Here is a 21299-nt window from a genome sequence, read left to right on the forward strand (position 1 = left end):
TGGGGTGATGCCGACACTGCTGCCCGATCCCTGAATCAGCAGCACAGAGCACTGCTTCTTGATCGCTCAGCGATGAGCTGTCAGAAATGCAGTCCCGCGGGGGACGTCCCGACCCCTGAACACATACGTTGGTTTTTTGATGAAGGTGCTGGCGTTGGCATAAATCTCTGTCACAATTGGCGAGACAGGATTGACTTGTTCTTCTTCAGCCCCTTCTTCGCTGCGGTCATCTTGTGTCACTCCCTCTTTGTTGCCCTCGGAACTCTCCTTTTTAGAGTCGTCATTCTCTCCTGTGCTCTGTGATGAGCTGCCCAGCTTCAGAAGCAGCTCCTTGTAGTGGTTGAACTGGCTGAGGCCCGACAGGGACTCAAGGACATCCCAGCGCCATTCCGGCGGAATCCCCTGCTCCTGAGCAGTTTCCTTGGCCATCTTCAGGAACAACAGATAGGTGAGCTCGCTCACGTACTGGTGATACGTCACCCCGTCGTCCTTCAGCACATTGCAGAGGTTCCAGAGCTTGGCAACGATGTCGTGGGTGGGTGTGGGCATCACTGTTTAGGTGTAGGGCGTCACTTCGCCACGCTCACGGGGATGTTGGGGCTCTCCGGGTTCACATCCACGCTCTGCAGCTGCGGCCGCAGCACCAGGTCCATGTCCTCCATCGGGATCGCCCCCAGCAGCACCTCATTGCCCAGCACCATCGCGCCGGTGAAGCAGCGGCGGTTGCGGAAGCGCACCTCCACCGGGCCCACGTAGGGCACCGTGCGCCGGTGGCCATCGGCCAGCACCACCTCGCGGCGCTCCAGTTCCGACAGGCTCAGCTGGATTGCCAGGTGCTCCGGGATGCACAGGTGCACCGCCCCAGTGTCCACCAGGGCCGACACCTCCAGCGGCGCCAAATCGGGCCGGGTGGGGTTGCTCAGCGAGAAGGTGCCGCGAATCAGTCCCATCAACTCACCGTAGCCAGCCACTGGCTTCACGCCGCCCACACCTCACGCTTGAACTCACGCAGCACGCCATCTAGCTCACCGGCGAACATCCGATCGAGCCGCTGCCAGCCGCCCCCCTCGCGGCGGAAGTACAGGGCGTCGTCGTCAAGGGCTTCGCGATCCACGATCGTGATCGCCTTGGTCTGGTTGGCAATGCGTTGCAGCCACTGGCGTTGGGGTGTGGTCCAGCTGCGGGTGGCCAGGATCCGCTGCAGGGCCTTCTCCACCCGCTGCTCATAAGGAACCAGCGCATCGCCAAGGGCCGCCTGGCGGATGTAGCCCATGATCGAGGCGGCCATGTCCTGGTTGGTGGTTTCGCGCCAGGCGGTGGCCAGGGTGGCCTCGTTGTAACCCCACTGATCGAGAGCAAGCCTGAGCTCCCGCAGATCCTTACGGGTGAGTTCCCAGGGCCGCTGCAGCACAGTGGTGAGGGCTGGCAGGTCATTGCCGGGGTCGCGCACAAAAGCGGAGAAGCCATCCAGATAGTCCTCCGGGCGGGTGGCCTCGCCATAGCCCCGCTCAATCGAGCGCAGGGAGTCGTCGTGCTCGGAGAGGAACTGGGGTTCGGCGGGCCCATCCCATTGCTGATCCAACAACTCAGCCAAGCCGTGGATGGTTCCTAACCAGCGGCTGGCTTCCTGAATCGGCAGCTGCTGCAGGCGGTTGATGAAATCGGGGGGTTCCTCGCCGGTGAGCAAGCGGAACTGGGCTGCGTGGTTCTCGCTCAATCGATGTTGCTTGCGCCGCAGCTTGGCAATCAGCTGTTGACGCACCAGCTCGCTCTCCTCGCCCTCCGTGGTTTCCAGTTCTTGGAACAGCTGGCTGAAGCTGATATTCGGGTTCACCACCACCGGCTTCATGTCCGTGAAGTTCTTCAGCGCCTCGTAGATCCGAACGGCATCAAAGATGCGGAAGTGGGTCTTGTCGATCGCATCACAAAGGCGGGTGGCGCGGCCGATCATCTGGTCGTACAGAATCCTGCTGTTCATGCGCCGCAGGAACACGATGTTGCAAATCGCGGGCACATCCACACCGGTGCTGAGCAGATCCACCGTGACGGCGATATTGGGGAATTGTTCATTTTTGTAGCGGCGGATCAGTTGCTTTGGCTTATCACTGTCACCGGTGATCTTGGCAACCGCATCATCGGGCACGCTTCCGTAGCGAGCCTGGAAGGCCTCTTTGAGCAGCATCACCACCAGATTGGCATGGGCGTCGCTAACGCAGAAGATCATGGTTTTGTAAAGGGAAAACGGATCCAGCTCATCGGCGAGCGCATCGCAAACCACCCGGTTGAAAGACTCCGTGATCACCTTGCGGTTGAAGGCCTCCACTTCAAAACGCAACTCATCCGGCGTTGTGAACTTATCAATCTGTGTGGTGGTTGGATCGTAAAATTTAACTTCCTCGCCAGCAGCCCATGCAATGCCTTCGCTGGAGAGTTCGGTTGTGGCGGCTCGTGGTCCACCAGGAAGCCATCCACCACCGCCTCGCGGTAGCTGTACACGAACACCGGTTTCCCAAAGATCATCACCGTGTGCAATGCCGGCGTGGCCGTGAGACCGATCTTGACGGCATCAAACATCTCGAGCACCCGCCGGTACTTCGACACGTAGTCGTTGAAATCCCGGAAACGAAGCTCAAGCTCACTCAGCTCCCGATCCAGCAGATAGCCCCGGTGGCATTCATCCACCACGATCAGGTCATAGGTGTCCACCGTGGGCTTGTCTTCCTCGCTGCCGAGCAGCAGACGCTGCACCATGGCCTGCACGGTGGCGATGTGCACCCTTGTATCGCTCTCAACTTCGCGCTCGCCCAGTTCCTTGATGCCGTAGATGGCAGCGAAGCTCTGCAGGCTTTCCATCCGCGTTTCCTTGAAGGCATCGGCGGCCTGGGTGCCGAGTTCCGAGCGGTCCACCAGAAACAGCACGCGCCGGAATCGCCCGGTTTTGAGCAGCCGATAGATCAGGGCCACGCAGGTTTTGGTTTTGCCCGTGCCGGTGGCCATGGCGAGCATGATCTCCCGTTGGCCTGCTGCAATCGCCGCTTCAGTGGCTTCGATGGCGCGCCTCTGGTAGGGCCGCAGCGGAAAGCCAAAGCTGAACGACTCCCGCCGCAGTTGCTGATGGGCCAGGTCCACGTCCTGGCGCGCCAGCGCCTTGAGACCTTCGGGTGAATACCAGCGTTCGAGGGGTCCGGCGAGATTGTCACTGCGGCGCAGATCGCGGAACCAGATGCCGCTCTTGGTGCGCAGTTGGTTGAGGAAGGGCCGGCCATTGCTGGAGAAGGCGAAGGGGATGCTGTATTCAGCCTCTGGCCCCCAACCAGTGCTCCTCAGCTCTGTTTCGGCGCTTGGTTGGAAGTCTCGGCAATAGCTCTCAGCTTGGGGCACCTTGCCTGCCACATCAGTGTTGGCCCGCTTGGCCTCCACGGCCGCAACCGGGGTCAGGCCAACGAACAACACATAATCAGCAGGACCGCTGCTGGTGGGCCATTCGGCGATGGCCAGGTTGCGGTTTTTTTGCGGCCGGGCTCCTTTCCCATAGCGAAGGGTCTGCGTGTCCGCCTCCCAGCCCGCTTGCCGCAACTGCTCATCGATCAGCTGGCGGGTGGCAGCCTCATCCAGTTCGATCGAACCAGCGGCCTTCTTTGCTGCCTGTAGCAATCCCGCCGACACCGCTGCCGGTTGCCGGGCGGCGGCGTTCTGTAGGGCTTGCAGTTGAGTCGCGAGGTCAACCTTATTCGCCTCGGCCGCTTCGGCCAACTGTTCCCATTGCTGTTGCTCGTCGAGGGCCTGTTGCAGCTGGGCCTCCGTGGCGCTGAGCTGCTCAGCCACCGCTCCTCCTTCGGCGCGGAAGGCATCGAGCGCACTCTGGAGAGCGGCCAGCTCCGCACGAAGTTCCTCGCTTTCATCGGCCGGGGGCTGAGGAGGCCGAAAGGGCCCACTGCGGAACTCGGGGTCCGAGAAGGTGCGATGAAACCACACACCCAATTGCCAGGCGATCTTGAGGGTGCTCAGGGCGCTGGCATGGTCGCCATAGAGCCCATGGGTGGCGTCATTTCCTGTCGTGCGCAGGTCATGGAAGAGAGCTGCCACCTCACGCTCGATCAGGCCATCGAACTCCAACCGGCGAATCAAGGCCAGTTGCGACTCCTGGGCGCTCGTGAACACCCCAAAACGGGACGCCACCTGCTGGGCCAGCCGTTCTCCCAGCTGCCGCAGCTTGATCAGCGCCGTATTGGGATCCTCGGGGAAATAGCGCTCCGCCAAGACCCCCAGCCGGAACAGCTGATCGTCGTACTCGCGCAGCTGGGCGAAGTTGGTGCTCACAACACCTCCAGCCACTGGGGCAACGGCTTCAGCATGGCTTCGGAATGGGCGAGGATCGACACCCCAGGGTTCCGGTCTTCCCGCCAGGATCCGACCTCCAGCGAGCCATTGTCGAGCCCCTTGACCTGAAATCGGGATCCATCCATGCGAAGGACCAGGCAGCCGCTGGCATCCACTTGCCCCGGAATTCTGTTTGGAACAGTTTGAACGAGCCGTGGTCGCCGTGGGGTGTCTTCACGGCGGAATCACCTCATCACGGACATTCGGAAGCCGCCACGATCTGCCTGACTCTGACCTCTCAACCGATCCATATCCCATGCCCTTCCGCTTCCGCCGCAGCGCCCGCCTCGGCCCCCTGCGCCTCAATTTCGGCAAGAGCGGCCTCAGCTCCATCTCCCTGGGGGGCCGCGGGGCGTCCTTCAACATCCCAGTCGCCCGCGCCGGTGGCCCCCGCACCACCGTGGGACTGCCCGGCACCGGGCTGAGCTGGAGCGTGGAGCACGGCGTCGGGGCGCCCTCGGCGTCGGCGGCGGGCCTGCCCAACAGCCGCCGTTTCCGGCCCGGCCAGCTTGAGGCCTTCCGGCAGGGGTGCCTGGGGGTGCTGCAGGAGCAGCTGTTCTCGCCTGGCTCCGGTGGCCAGCGGCTCTGGGAAGACAACCTGATCACCCGCCTGCTGGTCGATCCCGCCATCGGCACCCGCACCCAGGGCCTGCTGGCCGTGATCGAAACGCCAGAGGCGATGCAGGCCTACGTGATGCGTGCGCAAAGCCAGGACGACGTGAAGCGCCGGGCCCATCGCTGCGTGGAGGCGGTGCAGGAAGCGCTGCTGCTGGTGAGCGCCCGGGGCTGGCTCAGGGACTAGGCCGCCAGGCGGCTCCTCTAGGAGGGCCGGCGCTGGTCCGGTGCGCGTGGGTCCGACAGCCGGGGGCTCTGACAGGGATGCATGTCTCGGCTGAAATTATGGCCCTGGCATAAACGCCAATAATCTTGACCGCGGGCTTCCGCCGTCGCCGGCTGGCCGCTGAGCTGGCTGGCCGACGGGTCCATCCCGGCGTCGCGCTCGGAGAACTGTGAATCGATTCATGACCGGCCCAAGGCCTGTTCTCCCCAACTATCTATCTCCGGTGCTGTGCTGGAGGTCGCGTCTCTGATCCGATGACCAACAGCGAGCAAGGGGAGCTGAGCCTCCTGGTGCCGGAAAGTGAATCGATACCGGTGGCGCCTGCTGTCGCTCAGGCCGCACTGGAGTGCAAAGGCATCCGCTCCACCCGGGATTTTCCCGCCGATCTCAGCGCCCTGAGCCGGGAGCAGATCGAGCACCATTACCAGGCGATGCGCAACAGCCACGCCTCCCTCACCCGCTCGAGGGCCCAGCTGCAACGCCGCTCCAGGGAGCTCACGGTGGCGCGCGAACGGTTTCTGGAGACCCTGCGCAGCTATGAGGGCCGGCTGATGGCCCTGGGCCAGGAGAAGGCGGAGGCCCTCCGCATCGCCCAGGACATGCATCGGGAGTTGGAGGCCTTCGAAGACAAGCAACAGGCCCTTGATGGGCTGTTGCAAGAGCTTGATGCCGCCAAGGATGAGGCCGGCTACTGGAGCATCTTCAGCATCACACGGCTGATCGAGCGCATGCGCCGCCTGCTGCGAGGAGGAAGAGAGGGCTGATGGGGGAACTGAGCGATCGCTTCGGCGAGCTGATGGCGCGGATGGCCAAGGGCGACGCCGATCTGTTCCGCACCGTGGGGGACCAGAACGCCGCGATCCGCCAGCTGGTGGAGGAGATGGCACCGGCGGAGGCTATCGGTGCATTGGGTGGGTCACCCCAGCCCTTGCTACCGAAGGACCAATGCCATCCGGCGGCCCTCAAGGCCCGCTTCCGCACGGCCGCAGCGGCCCATGCCCATCTGGAGGCCGCCCTGGGACCAGCTCCCACCAAGAAGAAAACCTGGGACCATCTCAGCTCCGTATTCGCGAATGGCTCTTGGCCCGCCCCTGCACGCTCGCTGTCGGTAGCGGGAGCTGGCCGTGGCGGCGTCAGCGAGGAAGCTTTGGCACAAACGGAAGCGCGGCTGTTGCGGCGTATCGATCAGCTGGAAGAACGAATGATCAGTCTGCTCGAGAGGCTGCTTTCAGGTAAGAACTGATTCAACCCCAGACTGACTAAAGTCCTCAAGAACTACTGTCTAACTCACTTCAATGGCGACCCATCTTCGCTTCAGTCCCGTTGGCCATTCACGCGTCTCCGAGATCATTCTTGCTGGTCGAACAGGGTACTGGCCTTGCGATCCGCAGCGGGTCCTCGCCCATGGCGTTGTCAAGCTCTATGAGATGCACCCAGGTGGCGGCCCTTTCGAACTGAACGATACGGTCGACGGACCCTGGATCGCCACCCTCACCGTGACCAAGGCCTACCGGGTTCAATGGCTTGACAAGGTGCGCACAGTGATCGAGTTCGACCCGAGTACCCTCACGACGGAATACGTCACCACCACACCCAAGTTCAATGTTGGAGGGGTCTTCTACGACAGCCTTCCTGACACAGAGAACACCCGTTGATGGGGTTGTACCTGTGGCGATCGATCCGTTCGCCTGCTCCAAGATGCGGGTCGCGCAGGGAAAGATCTGCTTACAGACTTCAGCGGTGCAGCCTCCCTTCCTGGCGCCCAGAACTCACCCCCCCAGCACCCCCCGCACAAACCCATCACCCCACGCCACCGCCGTCGCCCAGTTCTCCGCCTCGCTGAGTCCCGAACGCCGGGTGGGCTTGAAGCTGTGGTCCCCGCTCGGGATCCATAGCACCTGCACCGCTGGCGAAAGGGAGTAGGTCTCCACCTCCTCCCGCCGCCCGAACGTGTCCCGTTCCCCCTGAAGGATCAGAGTGGGTGTGCGCAGGGCGGCCAGGCGCTCGGTGCGCAGCTGCAGCGGCTTGCCGGGCGGATGGAAGGGATAGCCCAGGCACAGGCAGCCCCGCACCCCATCGCTGGCGGCCAGGTCATCCACCAGCAGGCTGGCCACCCGCCCGCCCATCGACTTGCCGCCGATGAACAGCGGCCGCTGCGGGCGCTCGCCCGTCTCCAGCTGCACCTGCTGGCGGAAGGCCTCCTGCAGCACCGGCATCCGCTCGGGCCCCTGGCGGCGGCCCGTCTCGCGCATCCGGGCCATGTAGCCGAACTCGAAGCGCACCACCCGCCAGCCCGCCGCGGCCAGTCCGCCGGCGATCGCCGCCATGAACGGGCTGTCCATCGGTGCCCCGGCCCCATGGGCCAGCAGCACGGTGGCCGGCGCGTTGGCGGGGCCGTCGATCAGGCGGGGGTCGGAGCTGGTGCCCATACAGTCAGACCATGACACGCCGGATCGGCCACACGCTGCGTCGCGCTGCACGGCTTGGGGCCGTGGGGGCCTTCCTGCTGGTGGCGGCCGGATCGGTGTCGGCTGAAAGTCGCCCATCAACCCCGGTGCTCCGCCTCGACGGGATCGGCCCGTTGCGTCTCGGCATGGGCCGAGCCGAAGCCGTCGCCACCGGCTGGCTCTCCGATCCGGGCCCCGGTTGTGAGCTCGCCGGGCCGGCGCTCGTCGTCTACAGGCTCAAGGGGCCCAAGGCGCCGGCAGGAATCGTCGGCACGGTCGAATTCGACCAGGGCACGTTGCGGGTCTTCGCCTTTTCCGCAGGCGTGCGGACGTCGTTTGGCGTCGCCATTCCCGGCGGCACCGTGGCCGATTTGCTCAAGCGCGCCCGCGCCGCCGGCCTCTCCGCCACCTCGGTCTACGACGAAACGTTCGCCGGACGGTTCGTCACGGTGAATCGGGGCGGCAAGCAGGTGCTCGGTGCGTTTGCCGAAAAGAGCGCGATCGCCACGCTCGCGGTGCCCTATGTGCCTGTCTGCGAGTAGGGGCGCACCAGACGGTTCAGGCGCAGCTCGCTCACCGAGGCGATGGCGTCGAAGTCGGCATCGAAGCTGACCAGTACCGCGTCATGGTGCAGCGCCACGGCGGCCACCAGCAGATCAAGGCTCAGCACAGTGCGGCCGATCTGGCGGCAGGCCTGGCCCAGAGCGATCGCCTGCTGCCACAGATCCGCTGGCGTGGGCAGTGAGGGCAGGGTGGCGAACTGCGCCTCCAGCAGCCGGGCCTCTTCCGGCCGGGCGGAGCGCAACAGCTCAAAGCGCACCGGCTCGGCCAGGTGGGCCTGGGGGTCCAGGACGAAGGGGGCGATGAACTGTTTCAGGTGGCTCGGACTGCGGGCGCGGGTGAAGTCGATCCACAGGCTGGTGTCGAGCAGCAGCGTCATGGATCGATCGCCTGCGCCTGTTGGCGATCGCGCTCCTGGTCGGCCTCGAAGCTCTCCAGCTCCACACCCCATTCGCCGCTGAGGAAGCGCTGGGCCACCTGGGCGCGGCGCCGCTGCTGCAGGGCCTCCTCCATCAGGCGGCGGATGGCGGGACCTTTCTTGCGCTCTCCCGTGAGAGCCAGGATTTCGCCCATCTCACTGTCTGAAAGCTCGACGGTGACTTTCATGCTTTTAACACCCACTCGTCAGACTCTCCGCCAGCATGGCAGGCCTGGACGCCTGTGGCGGCAGAATCCGAGAGCTTGCCTCCCCGCCATGGGCGCGATCCTGCTCACCGTTCTGACCGTGCTGCTGGGCTACGGCCTGGGCAAGGGCGTCCCCCGCCTGGTGCAGGGCTCGGGCCGCCTGGCGCGCCGCTCCCGCTTCAGCCAGCTGGCCTTCGGCTGCCTGCTGCTGGTGCCCTGGCTGGTGGGGATCGTTCTGCTGGTGCAGATCCCCCTCAACCCAGGCCTGCTGCTGCCGGCGATCGGCTATGCCGCCGGCATGGTCTTGGGTCGCCGCAAGGTGGGGCTCTAGCGGGGCGCAACAAGCGGCCCCTGACTGAAGCCCCCGGCTAAAGGCCATAGGATCGTCCTATCCGTTCTTCCCTGCAGCGATGGCCATGCGTGCCGTGAGCGTCAGCGGCCTCAAGAACAATCCGTCTGAGGCCCTGCGCCAGGCAAAGACGGACATGGTCGTGGTGCTCAACCGCGACCACCCCGACGCGCTGCTGATGGGCCTCGACCAGCAAGGTCTCCTGCAGGCGCCGGGCGTCAGGCCAGCCCTGGCCACGGCCCTCTTCCGCGAAGGCGAGCTCTCCCTGGCCAGGGCCGCCCGCGTGGCCGACATGGACACCGCCACCTTCATCGTCCATCTCTCGCGACTCGGCATCGCGGCGATCCGCCTGACGGAAGCCGAAACCCGCGCAGATCTCGACACCCTGGAGCAGTGGCTGCAATCGTCATCAGCGACGCCAGCCCCCTGATCGGCCTGGCCCGTCTGCGGGGCCTGATCCCTTCGGCCCGGGCCGTGTTTGCGGAACTGCATCGCAGCGATTTCCGCATCGCTCCAGCCGTGATCACCACCGTTCTGAAGCGCTGTGGCGAGATCGACGACGACTCCGCCAGCTGAAACCTCACCGCGGCAACTGCGATTCCAGCTCCCGCAGCCGACCCTCGAGGGCCTCGATCCGCTCCAGGTAGGTGAGGGCCAGGGCCATCCCGGACACGTTGAGGCCGAAGTCGTCGCGCAGGCGGGCGGCGCGGCGGGCCAGGCTCACCGTATGGACGTGGAAGGTCCACACCGGCGCGTGCTGGGCGCAGCGGAACACCCCGAACTGCACCAGTTCGATCACTTCCTCGTGGCCGAGGCCCGAGGCGGCCAGCAACTCCTCGAGGGCCACGGTGCACCCCTCGTCGTCGTCGGGAATCAGCAGGTCGTCAGCCATCGGTGGAAGGTCCTTCGAGGTGGTGGCGGGGGCTAAAGGCGGAGGCTTCGGCGAGGTCGCGGTACAGCTCCTGCTCCCGTTCGCCGATCTTTTCGGGCAGCACGATCTGAATCACACCGTAGAGATCGCCCGCCCCGTCGCGCCGGTGGGGCAGGCCCTTGCCGGCCAGCCGCAGCTTCTGGCCGCTGCGCATCCCCGGCTTCAGGTTCACCGCCACCGGCCCATCGAGGCTGGGCACGCTGATCTCGGCCCCCAGGGCCGCCTCCCAGGGGGCGATCGGCAGCTCCAGGTAGAGGTCGTGGCCGACCGCCCGGAAGCGCGGATGGGGCGCCAGCCGCACCTCCAGATAGAGATCGCCGGGGGCACCGCCGGCGATGCCGTCGCCCCCCTTGCCCGGCACTCGCAGCCGCTCCCCCTCCACCACGCCGCGGGGCACCCGTATCCGGCCGCTGCGGCTCTGCTTCTGCACCCGGCCATCGGCCCCCAGCACCGGAACGCTGAGCGAGAACGACACCTCCGTCCCCCGGGCGGCCTGCTCCAGGCTGAGCTCGGTGGCCACCTCCACGTCCTGGCCGCGGATCGGGAAGTCCGCCCCCGGCCGCCGGGGGCCGCCGGTGCCGCCACCGAAGCCACCGAAGCCGCCACCGCCGAAGCCCATCCGCTCGAACAGATCGGCCAGGTCCACCTCCTGCTGGCTGCCGCCGCGCGAGAAGCGGCTGTCCCATTCCGGTGAGGGGTTGAAGTCCTCGCCGGGGCCGTGGCGGCCGAGGTCGTCGTAGGCCTGGCGCTTCTCCGGATCCGAAAGCGTCTGATAGGCCTCGCTGATCTCCTTGAACCGCTCCTCGGCCCCCTCCTCCTTGGCCACATCGGGGTGGTACTGGCGGGCCAGTTTTCGGTAGGCCTTTTTGATCTCCTCGGCGCTGGCGCTGCGCTCCACCCCCAGGCTGGCGTAGTAGTCCTTGAACTTCATCGCAGCGTCCCTGCCCGGTGCCCGGGATCGGGGCCATCCTCCTATGCCCCTGCTGATCGCCCTGGCGGCGGTGGCCTTTCTCTATGCCTCGCTGGGCCACGCCGGGGACTCCGGCTACATCGCCCTGCCGGCCGTTCTGCTGCGGCAGCGGATCGGCGTGGTGCTGCTGTTGTCCGCCTGGAAACTCCTCGCCACCTGATCCTGGGCCGGGTGCTCAGCCGCTGGCACGAGCCTGGAAGCGGTGGCGCAACCACAGCGACACGTAGACCAGCGCCACCAGCACCGGCACCTCGATCAATGGCCCGATCACCCCAGCCAACGCCTGGCGGGAGCTGACCCCCCAGACGCTGATGCTGACGGCGATGGCCAGCTCGAAGTTGTTGCCGGCGGCGGTGAACGCCAGGGTGGCGGTTTTGGGGTAGCCGAGCCCGTTGCGGCGGCCCACCGCGAAGGCCACGCCCCACATGATCGCGAAGTAGAGCACCAACGGCAGGGCCACGGCGGCCACCGTGAGCGGATCGGAGGTGATCGCCTGGCCCTGCAGGGCGAACATCACCACGATCGTGAACAGCAGGCCGTAGAGCGCGAACGGGCTGATGAACGGGATGAAGCGCTGCTCATACCAGCGGGGGCCTTTGAGGTGCAGACCGATGCGGCGGCTGAGGTAGCCCGCGGCCAGCGGCAGCCCCAGGAACACCAGCACCGCCGCGGCGATCTCCGCCATCGAAAAGGCCACGTCCTGGGTGGCCAGCCCCAGCCAGCCGGGCAGGATCTTCAGGTAGAAGCCACCCAGCAGGGCGTAGGCCAGCACCTGGATGATCGAATTGATCGCCACCAGCAGGGCCGCCGCCTCCCGGTCGCCCTGGGCCAGATCGATCCAGATCAGCACCATGGCGATGCAGGGGGCCAGGCCGATCAGGATCAGCCCGGTGCGGAACTCCGGCTGGGTGGGCAGGAACAGCCAGGCCAGGGCGAACATCAGCGCCGGCCCCAACCCCCAGACCAGCAGCAACGACAGCCGCAGCAGGCGCCGATCCCGCGCCGCCCGGCCCAGGTCCTCGTAGTGCACCTTGGCCAGCACCGGGTACATCATCAGCAGCAGCCCCAGGGCGATCGGCAGCGAGGTGTTGCCGATGCGCACGGCATCGAGCCAGCCCTGGATGGCCGGAAAGAAGCGGCCCAGCAGCAGGCCGCCGGCCATCGCCAGCAGGATCCAGAGCGGCAGGTAGCGGTCGAGCAGCGACAGCCTGGCCAGCACGGCCCTTTCCTCGTCCATGGGATTGGCCCGGCTGGTTGCATCAACGCTAATTGATTAGCCCGTTGGGCCTGGCTCCGCCATTCGCTGCAGCCGCATCACCGCATCGGCAACAGGCAGCAGCGAGACGTTTTCCACCGACAGCGCCTGGGAGGCCCCGAAGGGGTTGTCGAGATCGGTGATCAGCAGCAGCAGCTTGATCAGCAGAAAGGAGATCACGCCGATGAAGAAGAGGGATTCGGCGAAGGGTTCGATACGGGAAAGCACCAGCCCGACGGTGAGAACCGCCGTGCCGATGTAGGCCATGCCATAGACGGACGGAACGAATGTGGTGCTGCGAATCACGTCGATGCGCTGCACGCCGCGGCGGATGTGGGCCAGCTCCACCAGCAGGCGCGCCTGCAGCGGTGCCGGATACAGGCAGCCCAGTTTCTCGATGGCCAGCTGCAGGTCGTTGAGCTGCTCCAGCAGCTCCAGGGTCGGCCCGGCCTCCTGCATCCAGGCCAGCAGCGCTTCGCTGAAGTTCGCCAGCAGCGCCAGGCTCCCGGTCACCTCTGCGCCCGGCTGCAGCAACGGCAGGCCCTGCACCTCCAGGGCGAGGCACTCCAGGGCGGCGGCCAGGTCACCCGGCAGCTTCTCGCCTTCCTTGTAATCGGTCAGTACCCCATTGAGCAGGAAGCCCAGCAGGAACACCTCCGAGGCCACCAGGGCGGAGAACAGGGGATTGGGGGTCAGCACCTCCCAGTGCTGCCGGTGCACCAGCACCCGGCAGGCTTCGATGCCCAGCAGCAGCAAGCTCACCCGGCCGAAGAACCAGACGCGCCGCAGCAGGGATCGGCGCATCGGCTCGACCGCAGGATCCCTGGAACTCGCAGTCATCACGGCGAACCGAACCGGGGCCAGTCTCGGCTGTCACCCCGGCGGGATCAGTCCTTGATCTTGGCAACCTCTTCCCGGGCCCGCTTCAGCACGTCGCCGCTGAGGGGAACGAAGCCGAGCTTCGCCGCCTGCTGCTGGGGAGCTTCCTCCAGCGACCAGAGCAGGAAGGTGCGCATGGCTTCCGCCTTCTCAGCCCCCTGTCCGCTCTGGTAAGCCAGGATCCAGGTGAAGGCCACGATCGGGTAGCTTTCGGCCCCTTTGGGGTTGCAGTCTTCCCCACCCAGACGCTCATCGAGGACGATGTTGTTCAAAGCTGCCGCCCCTGTTGTCGCATCCGGAAGGACGAACTTTCCGTCCTTGTTCTGCAGTGCCGCAGGCTTCACCGCCCCACGCAGGAAGGCCTGGTTCACATAGCCGAGCGAGCCGGGGGTGTTCTGGATCAGGCCGGCCACCCCCTCGTTCCCCCTGGCGCCCAGGCCCACGGGCCATTGCACCGCCTTGCCGACGCCCACCCTCTTCTTCCATTCCGGCGAGAAGCAGGCGAGCGAATTGGTGAAGTTGAAGGTGGTGCCGGCGCCATCGGATCGGTGCGCCACGGTGAGGGGCCTGGCCGGACAGCCCAGGGCGCTCCAGTTGGTGATCTTGCCGAGGAAGATGCCGGCGAGCTGGGCCTGGGTCAGCTTGAGGCCGGGGCAGTCGGGATTGTTGTAGGCCGGGCTGATCGTGCCGCCCAGCATTGGAATCTGCACGGCGCCCCGCTTGCCGGCCATGCCCTCCTTGAAATTCGCAGCGCTGAGCTGTTCGTCGGTGGCGCCGAAATCGACCGAGCCCGCCAGGAACGAGCGCACCCCCTGGCCGGAGCCCACCGACTGGTAGTTCACCAGGTAGCCCTTGGCGGTCTTGTAGTCGGCGGACCAGCGCTGGTAGGCCGGGGCTGGGAAACTGGCCCCAGCGCCGTTGAGCGAAGGCAACCGGCGACCACCGGCGCAGGCGCTGATGCTGAGCGTCAGAGCGGCCAGCCCCAGCGGCAGGCAGGCACGGCGCAGAGGGGTGATGGTTGAAGGGAGGCGGAGAGTCACTGGCTTCACGACACGGAATGCCATGCATCTAGGCGACGTTGCGCAGGCCTTGGGTTAAGAGAGGTCCAAAAAGTGACATAGGCAACAGCGGGAAAGGAGCGCTTTATCTCCAGCTATGGCGTTGTCTCCAGCCCCTCCTCCGCCTCCGGTGCGCGCGGCAGGGGCGGCAGGGCCGGCGGCGGCAGCACCTCCAGAGCAGCAGGATTCGGTGCGGTTTCCGGGCCGATCAGGTCCACGGCCGTGCGTTGCATCACCAGCCGGAAGCGCAGCGGTGCCTGGCTTTTGTTGATGAACTCCTGCACGGCGGCCACCTGGGTGGCCGTGGGCAGGGACGGATCGGTCACGCGCACCCGGGCCCTGATCAGCGGAGGGTTCTGCTGCCAGTCGATGCTCAGGCCCACCATGTCGATGGCGGGATCGCGACCGAGGGTGATGGTGCTGCTGCGCAACCGCTGCTCAATGGCCACCTCCAACTGCTGGGCCTTGTTCTCCTGCCGGGTCTGGTTCACCAGGCGGAAGAAGCTGCTGCCCAGGGGGATCACCAGCAGGGCGGTGAGCACCACGCTGGTGAGGCCCAGGCGGCTGTGGAACAGCCGCCGCCGATACACCGTCTCCAGCGTTCCGAGCGACGCCATCGCCCCCACCATGATCCCCAGCAGGTTGGTGGCGAACAGCAGCAGCGCCCCGTAGGCCTGCATCCAGTGGGAGGAGGCCAGCAGGATCCCCACCACGCACATCGGCGGCACCAGGGCCACGGCAATGGCCAGGCCGGCCAGGGCCGAGATCGCGTCCTTGCGCAACTTGGCGTACATCGCCACCGCCCCGGCCACCAGGGCCACGCCCAGATCCAGCAGGTTGGGACTGGTGCGGTTCATCACCTCGCTGCCGAAGCTGGGGAAGGCCACCAGGTGGCCCACCGCCATCGCCAGCAGGACGCAGATCACCACCCCCAGCAGCAGGGTGCGCAGGGCCCGCAGGAACATCGGCAGCCGCCCCCGCAGGATCTCGAAGGCCATCGCCTGCAACGGCATGATCCACGGGGCGACCACCATGGCGCCGATCACCACCCCGGGGCTGTTGGCCAGCAGGCCCAGGCTGGCGATCAGGGTGGCCCCCACCGTGAGCACCACGAACACCTGGCTGAAGCTGGCGTCGTGCTCGAACTCCTGCTGCAGCGCAGCCAGCCGACCATCATCGGGCAGGGCGGAGGGGGCGTGCATGGCTGGGGCGCTCGGGCGGATCGCACCCCATCCTGCTGCTCCGGCCGGGTACCTTCAGTGGCCATGAGCAGACCATCGCCTGTCCCATGACCCGGTGCCGGCCCGCCCGGAGGTGGCTCCATCTCGCCGTGCTCCTGCTGGTGGCCGTGGGGCTGCCGGAACCGTTGACGCGGGCCGCCCGGGCGGACAACTGGTCGTACCAGCGCCTGGTGGAGGCCTTCGAGCAGCGCAGCTTCAGCGTGCTCGGCAGCCATCCCCGCTGTGCCGAGCGGGGCCTGTACGGGCTCTACCTGCGCGAGAGCCGGCGGATCGTGGTCTGCCCCCGCGGCAACCTCAACGACACCCTGCTGCACGAGGGCTGGCACGCGGTCCAGTCCCGCTGTCTGCGGGGACGGCCCCACCTGGGCGAGGAGGAACTGCGGCGGGGCCTGAGCCGACGCGACCGGCACGACCTGGCCCGGCTCTACGGCGAAGGCCGCTGGCAGCGGGAAGCGGAAGCCCGGGTCATGGCCCGCCGGGATCCCGCCGCTTACTTGCGCCTCGTGGACGAGCTCTGCGCGGCATCCGCCCCACCCACTCCGGCGCCTCTGGAGGGCACGCCCCAGGGCCAGGCGAAGAAGCGCACCGGCTCCTAGCGGGCGATCGACATCCGCCAGCCCCGGATTGCCAGGGCGGCCAGCTCAGGGGCAGGGCCCGCTTCCCCTCCTGCTCCAGCAGGGCCAGCACCGGCCCCCGTCGACAACGGCAGAGAGCCCGGCGAGCATGGGGGCTCGTCCCACGCCACCCGCCCCGGATCCATGGACAGCGTCGACGGCAAGATCATCGTGGGCAGTGAGGAGTGGTGCAGCTTCCCGGACGCCGGGCTGCCGGCGATCAAGGCCCGCGTCGATTCCGGCGCCGCCACCTCCGCCCTCCACGCCACCAACATCGTGGCCTTCGACCGCGATGGGCAGCCCTGGGTGAGCTTCGAGGTGCACCCGCTCCAGGGGGACCGGGCGCTGGTGGTGCGCCATGAGGCCCCCGTGGTGGCCAAGCGGGACGTGCGCAACACCAGCGGCGTCCCGGAGAGCCGCTACGTGATCCGGGAGCGCCTGGTGCTGGGTGAACAGAGCTGGGAGGTGGAACTCACGCTGGCCAACCGCGATGCCATGGGCTACCGGATGCTGCTCGGCCGTCAGGCCATGGTGGGCCGGATCCTGGTGGATCCGGAGGGCCGCCACCATCTGCGCAGCCTCAGCGATGAGGAGAGCCGGGCCCTCTATTCCCATGCCCGCAAGCGTGACGACGGCCTGCGGATCGTGTTGCTGGCCAGCAACCCCGATCTCTACAGCAACCGTCGCCTGATCGAGGCCGGCGAGGAACGGGGCCACCACATGCAGTTCCTCAACATCCGCCAGTGCTACATCCGCCTGGACCCCCGCAACCCCGAGGTCCACTACCGCGGCGGCGACGTGCTCGGCACGGTCGATGCCGTCATCCCGCGCATCCGTCCCAGCGTCACCTTCTACGGCTGTGCCGTGACCCGGCAGTTCGAATCGATGGGGGTGCCGTCCCTCAACAGTGCCCAGGCGATCACCGTCTCCCGCGACAAGCTCTTCGCTTCCCAGGAGTTCGTCCGCGCCGGGCTCAACACCCCGGTCACCGGATTCGCCGATTCCCCGCTCGACACCGTGGACCTGATCCGGATGGTGGGCGGCGCTCCCCTGATTGTGAAGCTGCTGGAAGGTGCCCAGGGCAAGGGCGTCGTCCTGGCCGAAACCCAGAAGGCGGCGGAAAGCGTCATCAATGCCCTCCAGAGCCTCGACGCCAACCTGCTGGTGCAGGAGTTCATCAAGGAGGCCGGGGGCACGGATCTGCGCTGCTTCGTCGTCGGCGGCAAGGTGGTGGCCGCGATCGAGCGCCGGGCCGCCGAGGGGGAGTTCCGGGCCAACCTGCACCAGGGGGGATCGGCCCGGATGGTGCAACTCGATGCCCCCGAGAAACAGATGGCCATCAAGGCCTGCAAGGCCCTCGGGCTCGACGTGGCCGGCGTCGACATCCTCCGCTCCCACCGCGGGCCCCTGCTGCTGGAGGTGAACTCCAGTCCCGGTCTTGAGGGGATCGAAGCGGCCACCGGCCTGGATCTGGCCGGCAAGATCATCCAGAACCTGGAACGCAAGCTCGGCTGGGGCCGCCCCGCCGGCCAGGAGGCCGCAACGGAGGCCCAGCCCCTGACACCGGCGTGAGCGCCCCTGCATCGGCCTACCTGGAGCTGGAGGCCGTCGAGACCTGGCTGGGCCCGCGCCGGGTGTTCGACGATCTCTCCCTGCGCCTGCACCGCGGCGAGCACACCGTGGTGCTGGGCCCCAACGGCTCCGGCAAGAGCTCGCTGGTGAAGCTGCTCAGCCGCGAGCTCTACCCCGTGGTCAAGCCGGGCTCCTCCCTGCGGATCTTCGGCAGCGAAACGGTGAACCTCTGGGAACTGCGCGGCCGCATCGGCCTGGTGTCCCAGGATCTGCAGGCCGCCTACGGGGGCCGGGCGCCTGCCGCCGATGTGGTGCTCTCCGGCTTCTTCGGCTCGGTGGGCATCGGCCGCAGCCAGGTGGCTTCCACCGCCCAGCATCGGCGCGCGGCGGCGTTGATGGCGCAGTTGGGGCTGGCCGACCTGGCAGAGCGCCCCTACGGCCAGCTCTCCGACGGGCAGCGGCGGCGCCTGCTGCTGGCCCGCGCCCTGGTGCACGGGCCCGAGGTGCTGGTGCTGGATGAACCCACCAACGGGCTCGACCTGAAGGCGAAACACCAGTTGCTGGCGATCCTGCGCGAGCTGGCCCGCGCCGGCACCACCCTGCTGCTGGTGACCCACCAGATCGAGACGATCCTGCCCGAGATCAGCCGTTGCGTGCTGCTGCGCGAGGGGAAGGTGGTGGGCGACGGCCCCGCGGCCCAGTTGCTGCGGGATGCCCCCCTCAGCGCCCTGTTCGCCACCCCCCTGCGGGTGTGCGAGGCGAACGGTTACCGCCAGGTGTTGCCGGCGGGCTGAGCCGCCATCATTCGGGACATGTGCCGTGGCTTCCGGGTGCCCCGTCTGATCCGACTGCTGCTGGCCTTCCTGACCGCCTGTCTGCTGCCGCTGATGGGCCTGTCAACGGCAGCGCTGTCAGCTGCTCAGGTGCCTCCGCCGTCCTCCACGGGCCTCAACACCTACGTGCCCCTGGAGAGCCAACCCTTCCACGGCCAGCTGCTGGATCTGAAGCAGCAATGGACGGATGCGCCCCTCAACCAGGTGGTGGGGGACAGCCCGCGGGCCACCCTGCTCAACTTCTATGTGGTGATGGCCCAGGTGAGCCGCGATATCGCACGGATCGAGGCCAAGGCTGAGGCGACCCCCGGGCTGTTGTTGTCCAGCGCCTTGCGTCACGAACTGGCGCTGATCAACAGCTACTTCGAGGAGGCGGTGAAGGCCCTGGATGTCTCAGAGATTCCCCAGAGCATCCGGGCGGATTTCGCAGATGAATATGCCCTCAAGCTCAAGGTGATTCTCGATTACGTCTTCACCCACAGCCGCAAGCCTTTCGAGATTCCTGATGCGGCCGGGATGAAGGCCCTGAACGATGGACGGGTGAACCCCAGCGCCAGCTGGACCATCCCCGGCACCTCCATCACCCTCACGGATGAGGGGACAGAAGGGGGCCGGGATCGTGGCTACCGGTTCTCCGCCTTCACGGTGGCCCAGATCCCCAGCCTTTACGAAGAGATCAAGAATCAGCGGGCGTCTTCCACGGGCGAATCCAGCCTGCTGACGCCAGCGATCTATGACGGCTTCAGCCTCAGGCCCGGCCACATCCTGCCGCCCAAGTGGTATCTGAGCATTCCCGCTGGCTTCCGTCGCCGCGTGCTGGAGGCCCATCTCTGGGACCAGACCCTGTTCCAGATCGTGTTGGGCCTGTTGGCCCTGACGGCCTTCGCCCTCGTTCAGTTCCGGCTGGTGCTGGCCCTGCTGGCCACTTACCGGATGACCGAACGGGCCGCCAGCCAACCACCCACACCCCTGGCGATCTGGCGCGTCGACAACATCGCCTGGCACCGGGTGCTGCTGGCGGTGGTGGCCCTGCCCATCACCCGGCTGGTGGAACTGCTGCTGGACCACTACGTCAACGTCACCGGCCTGCCCCTGCAGGTGCTGATGTACCTGCTCTACACGCTCTACTTCTGCTGGGCGGGCTTGTTCAGCTTCTTCCTGATGGAGGCCCTCGGCCGCAGCTTGGCGGAATGGGTCACGATTCTGCGCGGCCGGCGCAACGCCCTGCAGCTGAGCCGCGTCAGCAATCTGGTGATGCCGGTCTGCCGGGTGCTGGGGGCCATCATCGGCGTCTCCCTGATGTACCGGCTGCTGATCCTGCTGGGCCTGCCGGGCTCCACCGTGCTGGCCTTCTCCGCCGTGCCCGGCCTGGCCATCGGCCTCGGGGCTTCCAAGCTGCTGGGCAACCTGTTCGCCGGTCTGTCGATCCAGACCGACCGTCCGCTGCGGGTGGGGGAGTTCTGCCGCATCGGCAGCAATCTGGGCTATGTCACCAAGATCGGCCTGCGCTCCCTGGAGCTGCAGACCCATGAAAGTCGCGTCACGATCCCCAATTCGGTCGTCGATGAGGAGACGATCGTCAACTATTCCCTGCGCTCGGATCAGGCGCAGGATGCGGTGCAGCATGTCTTCGAGCTGCACCTGCCCCTGCCGCCCGAGCTCACCCCCGACCAGCTGGACGACCTGGTGCATTACGGCCGCCTGCACCTCACCGAGCTGCCGGGTCTGTCCGCCGCCCAGGTGTTCCTCGACCAGGCCCCTGGCGATGGGGAGTTGCTGCTGCGCTGTTGCGGGCAGATTCATGCCCCCAACTGGACCGATTACCTCACCCTGCGGGAAGCGATCCTGCTGCGGTTGCGGCAGCTCCTGGATCAGGTGATCCGCTCCCGCATGGTGATCGGCGTGGCCTACGACACCACCCAGGAGCAACTGCAACGCATCCCGGACCTGATCGCCTCCCTGTTCGAGGCCGAACCCCTGGCCACCTTCCGGGCCTGTCGCCTGATGGCCATCAGCGACTTCAGCTACGACTTCACCTACGACTACCGCTCCTCCCAGCCCACCTACGCGGCGTTCAAGGATGAGGTGGCCCGCCTCAACCGCGCCCTGCTGGCCCTGTTCGCCGCTGAAGGGATCGCGATCCCCTACCCCACCCAGGCGGAGGTCCAGCTCGATGCCTGACCTGACGCTCCAGACCCTGGCGGGCTGCGGCCTGGTGATCGGTGCCTATCCGCGCTTCCGCTACGACGCCCGTGGCGGCGGGGGCGTGGGGAGGCTCAGCGACGGGGACAGCACCGGTTCGCAGCGGCTCCGCTTCGACCCCGACGTCTTGCACATCCCTCCGCTCCACTGGCGCACCACCCGGTTCCTGGGTCTGCCGTTGCCCCCGGGGCTGGTGATCACGATCCACCCCCAACGGTTCGACGGCAGCCTCGATGGCGCCACCGGCGCGATGGCGCTGCGCTTCTGCGCCCGCTTCCGCTTCGCCATCGGCTCCCTCTATCGGGCACCGGATCTGATCGTCGACACGACGCTCAGCACCGGTCCGGTGCAGGGTCGCCGCCACCAGGCCACGGGCCAGCCCCTCGACGGCGATGGCCAGGCGCAGCTGGTGGGGGTGGCCACCATCGCCCCCAGTGGCGATCCGTTTCTCGACCGGTTCCTGGGTCTGCCCGATGAGGCCCTGGCGCTGCTGCGCTGCCGGTTCGGTCCGCTGGCGCCGGCGGGCCAAGACTTACCTTGAC

At 66.8% G+C, this 21299-nt stretch carries 28 protein-coding genes and 1 pseudogene; 15 read left to right on the forward strand and 14 right to left on the reverse strand.

Annotated features, from left to right (window positions below):
* Positions 1–66 precede the first annotated feature (66 nt).
* The 5 genes from KBZ12_RS12215 to KBZ12_RS12235 all read right to left on the reverse strand — a co-directional run bounded on the left by KBZ12_RS12215 (position 67) and on the right by KBZ12_RS12235 (position 4496).
* A complete protein-coding gene (locus KBZ12_RS12215) occupies positions 67–549 on the reverse strand; it encodes a type I restriction-modification system subunit M N-terminal domain-containing protein (protein WP_254958258.1) in 483 nt (160 codons plus the stop codon).
* Positions 550–569: 20 nt separating this feature from the next.
* On the reverse strand, positions 570–950 hold the full coding sequence (locus KBZ12_RS12220; protein WP_254958259.1) for a clan AA aspartic protease: 381 nt from the start codon (positions 948–950) through the stop codon (positions 570–572).
* A 26-nt stretch (positions 951–976) separates the two neighbouring features.
* On the reverse strand, positions 977–2224 hold the full coding sequence (locus KBZ12_RS12225) for a type I restriction-modification enzyme R subunit C-terminal domain-containing protein (RefSeq protein WP_254958260.1): 1248 nt from the start codon (positions 2222–2224) through the stop codon (positions 977–979).
* A gap of 74 nt (positions 2225–2298) precedes the next feature.
* Positions 2299–4335, reverse strand: coding sequence for a type I restriction-modification system endonuclease (gene hsdR, locus KBZ12_RS12230; protein WP_315859425.1), 2037 nt, complete (start codon positions 4333–4335; stop codon positions 2299–2301).
* Complete coding sequence (locus KBZ12_RS12235; protein WP_254958261.1) at positions 4317–4496, reverse strand: hypothetical protein; 180 nt, start codon at positions 4494–4496, stop codon at positions 4317–4319. Before KBZ12_RS12235 ends, hsdR begins: the two co-directional genes overlap by 19 nt.
* Positions 4497–4636: 140 nt before the next feature.
* Here KBZ12_RS12235 and KBZ12_RS12240 point away from each other — a divergent pair, with 140 nt between their 5' ends.
* The 4 genes from KBZ12_RS12240 to KBZ12_RS12255 all read left to right on the forward strand — a co-directional run bounded on the left by KBZ12_RS12240 (position 4637) and on the right by KBZ12_RS12255 (position 6876).
* A complete protein-coding gene (locus KBZ12_RS12240; protein ID WP_254958262.1) occupies positions 4637–5182 on the forward strand; it encodes a DUF4236 domain-containing protein in 546 nt (181 codons plus the stop codon).
* Between the two features lie 293 nt (positions 5183–5475).
* Positions 5476–5985 (forward strand): hypothetical protein, encoded by a 510-nt coding sequence (locus KBZ12_RS12245; RefSeq protein WP_254958263.1) that lies wholly within the window; start codon positions 5476–5478, stop codon positions 5983–5985.
* Entirely contained in the window at positions 5985–6464 is a 480-nt protein-coding gene (locus KBZ12_RS12250) for a hypothetical protein (RefSeq protein ID WP_254958264.1), read from the forward strand. The genes KBZ12_RS12245 and KBZ12_RS12250 overlap by 1 nt, the downstream gene beginning before the upstream one ends.
* Before the next feature lie 52 nt (positions 6465–6516).
* On the forward strand, positions 6517–6876 hold the full coding sequence (locus KBZ12_RS12255; RefSeq protein ID WP_254958265.1) for a hypothetical protein: 360 nt from the start codon (positions 6517–6519) through the stop codon (positions 6874–6876).
* 114 nt (positions 6877–6990) lie between these two features.
* Here the strand turns inward: KBZ12_RS12255 and KBZ12_RS12260 are convergent, their stop codons facing one another.
* Positions 6991–7650, reverse strand: a complete 660-nt coding sequence (locus KBZ12_RS12260; protein ID WP_254958266.1) for an alpha/beta family hydrolase — start codon at positions 7648–7650, stop codon at positions 6991–6993.
* A gap of 11 nt (positions 7651–7661) precedes the next feature.
* Here KBZ12_RS12260 and KBZ12_RS12265 point away from each other — a divergent pair, with 11 nt between their 5' ends.
* Positions 7662–8210 carry a hypothetical protein gene (locus tag KBZ12_RS12265; protein WP_254958267.1) on the forward strand — a complete coding sequence of 183 codons (549 nt, stop codon included), beginning with the start codon at positions 7662–7664 and terminating at the stop codon, positions 8208–8210.
* Here KBZ12_RS12265 and KBZ12_RS12270 read toward each other — a convergent pair.
* The gene (locus KBZ12_RS12270) at positions 8189–8608 is read right to left on the reverse strand and encodes a PIN domain nuclease (RefSeq protein WP_254958268.1); all 420 of its coding nucleotides are present in this window, start codon (positions 8606–8608) and stop codon (positions 8189–8191) included. The genes KBZ12_RS12265 and KBZ12_RS12270 overlap by 22 nt on opposite strands.
* On the reverse strand, positions 8605–8835 hold the full coding sequence (locus KBZ12_RS12275) for a hypothetical protein (RefSeq protein WP_254958269.1): 231 nt from the start codon (positions 8833–8835) through the stop codon (positions 8605–8607). The genes KBZ12_RS12270 and KBZ12_RS12275 overlap by 4 nt, the downstream gene beginning before the upstream one ends.
* An 88-nt stretch (positions 8836–8923) precedes the next feature.
* Here KBZ12_RS12275 and KBZ12_RS12280 point away from each other — a divergent pair, with 88 nt between their 5' ends.
* The 3 genes from KBZ12_RS12280 to KBZ12_RS12290 all read left to right on the forward strand — a co-directional run bounded on the left by KBZ12_RS12280 (position 8924) and on the right by KBZ12_RS12290 (position 9778).
* Complete coding sequence (locus tag KBZ12_RS12280) at positions 8924–9184, forward strand: hypothetical protein (RefSeq protein WP_254958270.1); 261 nt, start codon at positions 8924–8926, stop codon at positions 9182–9184.
* A 79-nt stretch (positions 9185–9263) separates the two neighbouring features.
* Positions 9264–9632 carry a UPF0175 family protein gene (locus tag KBZ12_RS12285; protein ID WP_254958271.1) on the forward strand — a complete coding sequence of 123 codons (369 nt, stop codon included), beginning with the start codon at positions 9264–9266 and terminating at the stop codon, positions 9630–9632.
* Positions 9596–9778 carry a DUF3368 domain-containing protein gene (locus KBZ12_RS12290; protein ID WP_254958272.1) on the forward strand — a complete coding sequence of 61 codons (183 nt, stop codon included), beginning with the start codon at positions 9596–9598 and terminating at the stop codon, positions 9776–9778. Before KBZ12_RS12285 ends, KBZ12_RS12290 begins: the two co-directional genes overlap by 37 nt.
* A 4-nt stretch (positions 9779–9782) precedes the next feature.
* On the opposite strand, the gene KBZ12_RS12295 is transcribed toward KBZ12_RS12290, so the two are convergent.
* Positions 9783–10094, reverse strand: a complete 312-nt coding sequence (locus tag KBZ12_RS12295; RefSeq protein WP_015109294.1) for a chaperone modulator CbpM — start codon at positions 10092–10094, stop codon at positions 9783–9785.
* Positions 10087–11064: a DnaJ C-terminal domain-containing protein gene (locus tag KBZ12_RS12300; protein ID WP_254958273.1), complete on the reverse strand. Its 978-nt coding sequence runs from the start codon at positions 11062–11064 to the stop codon at positions 10087–10089. The genes KBZ12_RS12295 and KBZ12_RS12300 overlap by 8 nt, the downstream gene beginning before the upstream one ends.
* Between KBZ12_RS12300 and KBZ12_RS12305 the strand changes: the two genes are divergently transcribed.
* Complete coding sequence (locus KBZ12_RS12305; protein ID WP_254958274.1) at positions 11054–11263, forward strand: hypothetical protein; 210 nt, start codon at positions 11054–11056, stop codon at positions 11261–11263. The two genes, KBZ12_RS12300 and KBZ12_RS12305, sit on opposite strands and share 11 nt — an antisense overlap.
* Before the next feature lie 15 nt (positions 11264–11278).
* Here KBZ12_RS12305 and arsB read toward each other — a convergent pair whose 3' ends face one another.
* The 4 genes from arsB to KBZ12_RS12325 all read right to left on the reverse strand — a co-directional run bounded on the left by arsB (position 11279) and on the right by KBZ12_RS12325 (position 15497).
* Positions 11279–12340 (reverse strand): ACR3 family arsenite efflux transporter, encoded by a 1062-nt coding sequence (gene arsB / locus KBZ12_RS12310; protein WP_254958275.1) that lies wholly within the window; start codon positions 12338–12340, stop codon positions 11279–11281.
* A 36-nt stretch (positions 12341–12376) separates the two neighbouring features.
* Positions 12377–13162 (reverse strand): hypothetical protein, encoded by a 786-nt coding sequence (locus KBZ12_RS12315; protein WP_254958276.1) that lies wholly within the window; start codon positions 13160–13162, stop codon positions 12377–12379.
* An 83-nt stretch (positions 13163–13245) separates the two neighbouring features.
* Entirely contained in the window at positions 13246–14277 is a 1032-nt protein-coding gene (gene pstS, locus KBZ12_RS12320; protein ID WP_254958277.1) for a phosphate ABC transporter substrate-binding protein PstS, read from the reverse strand.
* Positions 14278–14390: 113 nt separating this feature from the next.
* On the reverse strand, positions 14391–15497 hold the full coding sequence (locus KBZ12_RS12325) for a DUF389 domain-containing protein (protein ID WP_254958278.1): 1107 nt from the start codon (positions 15495–15497) through the stop codon (positions 14391–14393).
* Positions 15498–15583: 86 nt separating this feature from the next.
* Here KBZ12_RS12325 and KBZ12_RS12330 point away from each other — a divergent pair, with 86 nt between their 5' ends.
* From KBZ12_RS12330 to KBZ12_RS12350, 6 genes and pseudogenes are all read left to right on the forward strand, one after another.
* Positions 15584–16132 carry a hypothetical protein gene (locus KBZ12_RS12330; RefSeq protein ID WP_254958279.1) on the forward strand — a complete coding sequence of 183 codons (549 nt, stop codon included), beginning with the start codon at positions 15584–15586 and terminating at the stop codon, positions 16130–16132.
* Positions 16133–16294: 162 nt separating this feature from the next.
* Positions 16295–16696 (forward strand): annotated as a pseudogene (locus KBZ12_RS18695) (ATP-dependent zinc protease); the annotation flags it as partial.
* Between the two features lie 90 nt (positions 16697–16786).
* Positions 16787–17722, forward strand: a complete 936-nt coding sequence (gene rimK / locus KBZ12_RS12335; RefSeq protein WP_396101180.1) for a 30S ribosomal protein S6--L-glutamate ligase — start codon at positions 16787–16789, stop codon at positions 17720–17722.
* Complete coding sequence (locus tag KBZ12_RS12340) at positions 17719–18516, forward strand: ABC transporter ATP-binding protein (RefSeq protein WP_254958281.1); 798 nt, start codon at positions 17719–17721, stop codon at positions 18514–18516. The genes rimK and KBZ12_RS12340 overlap by 4 nt, the downstream gene beginning before the upstream one ends.
* Positions 18517–18534: 18 nt before the next feature.
* Complete coding sequence (locus tag KBZ12_RS12345; protein ID WP_254958282.1) at positions 18535–20736, forward strand: mechanosensitive ion channel family protein; 2202 nt, start codon at positions 18535–18537, stop codon at positions 20734–20736.
* Positions 20729–21298 carry a hypothetical protein gene (locus KBZ12_RS12350; RefSeq protein WP_254958283.1) on the forward strand — a complete coding sequence of 190 codons (570 nt, stop codon included), beginning with the start codon at positions 20729–20731 and terminating at the stop codon, positions 21296–21298. The genes KBZ12_RS12345 and KBZ12_RS12350 overlap by 8 nt, the downstream gene beginning before the upstream one ends.
* Position 21299 lies beyond the last annotated feature (1 nt).

This window comes from Cyanobium sp. Cruz CV13-4-11 (assembly GCF_024346055.1).
Classification (GTDB): domain Bacteria; phylum Cyanobacteriota; class Cyanobacteriia; order PCC-6307; family Cyanobiaceae; genus Cyanobium.